At 68.1% G+C, this 1,004-nt stretch carries 1 protein-coding gene and 1 pseudogene; both read left to right on the forward strand.

The features are described 5' to 3' along the window. On the forward strand, nt 1-526 hold a 526-nt coding region (locus tag JMF90_RS38355), incomplete at its 5' end, for a YadA family autotransporter adhesin (RefSeq protein WP_201326471.1). A 124-nt stretch (nt 527-650) separates the two neighbouring features. Beyond that, a pseudogene (locus JMF90_RS38360) lies at nt 651-1,004 on the forward strand (OmpA family protein); the annotation flags it as partial.

Consider the following 1,004-nt stretch of genomic DNA (forward strand, 5'->3'; position numbering starts at 1 on the left):
CAACAATGCGCTCGCATCGGGCAACGGCTCTTCCGCGATCGGCGTGGGCGCCACGGCAGCGGGCAACAACTCGACCGCGATCGGCACGGGCAGCAACGACGGCGGCCGCTCGAACGTGGTCGCGGTCGGCTCGGCGGATTCGGCGCGTCAGGTCGTGAACGTCGCGGCCGGCACGCAGGGCACCGACGCGGTGAACGTGAACCAGCTGAACGCGGTCTCGAACCAGTTCACGCAGTCGCTGAACACGGTCAACAACCAGCTCACGCAGATGCAGCAGCAGATCCAGCAGACCGATTCGATGGCCCGCGAGGGGATCGCCGCGACCGCCGCGATGGCGTCGATTCCGCACATGGACCGCGATTCGAATTTCGCGATGGGGGTCGGCACGGCGACGTTCCAGGGCCAGAAGGCCATGGCGGTCGGCGTGCAGGCGCGCGTCACGGAGAACCTGAAGGCGACGCTGAACGGCGGTTTCGCCGGCAGCCAGCGCGTCGTCGGCGCGGGCATGCTGTATCAGTGGAAGTGATCGTGCGCAGCGGTTCGTTCCGGCCCGCGTGGCCGGAGCGGACCGCGCCGAACGCCAACGTGCGCGGAGGCGTCGCGACATCGCGCCGCACGCGCCGTGCTCATCGCATTCTCGGAGTCATCAAGTGAAAAACATCCATCTTGTTCTGCTGACGTCCGTCGTTTCCCTCGCGGCCTGTTCGAGTGCGTCGGGGCCGACGTACAACGCGTACGAGCTGCAGTCGCGAAACGGCATCCGGACGTTCCAGGTCGATTGCCACGGCATCCTGTCTACCGCGAAGACCTGCATGAAGGTCGCGACGCGCATGTGCGGCAACGAGCCCGTGCGCCTGGTCGACACCACGACGCCGTACCGCGACGGCGCCGATCCGCATTCGATCGTGTTCCAGTGCGGGGCGGCCCCCGCGCCGACGGCCGCGGCCGTTGCGCCGGCGCCCGCGCCGGTCGAGAAGGTGAGCTGACGGCGATGCGTATTTCGC

The sequence above is a fragment of the Burkholderia sp. E168m23 genome (assembly GCF_016586125.1).
In the GTDB taxonomy this organism is placed as follows: domain Bacteria; phylum Pseudomonadota; class Gammaproteobacteria; order Burkholderiales; family Burkholderiaceae; genus Burkholderia; species Burkholderia orbicola.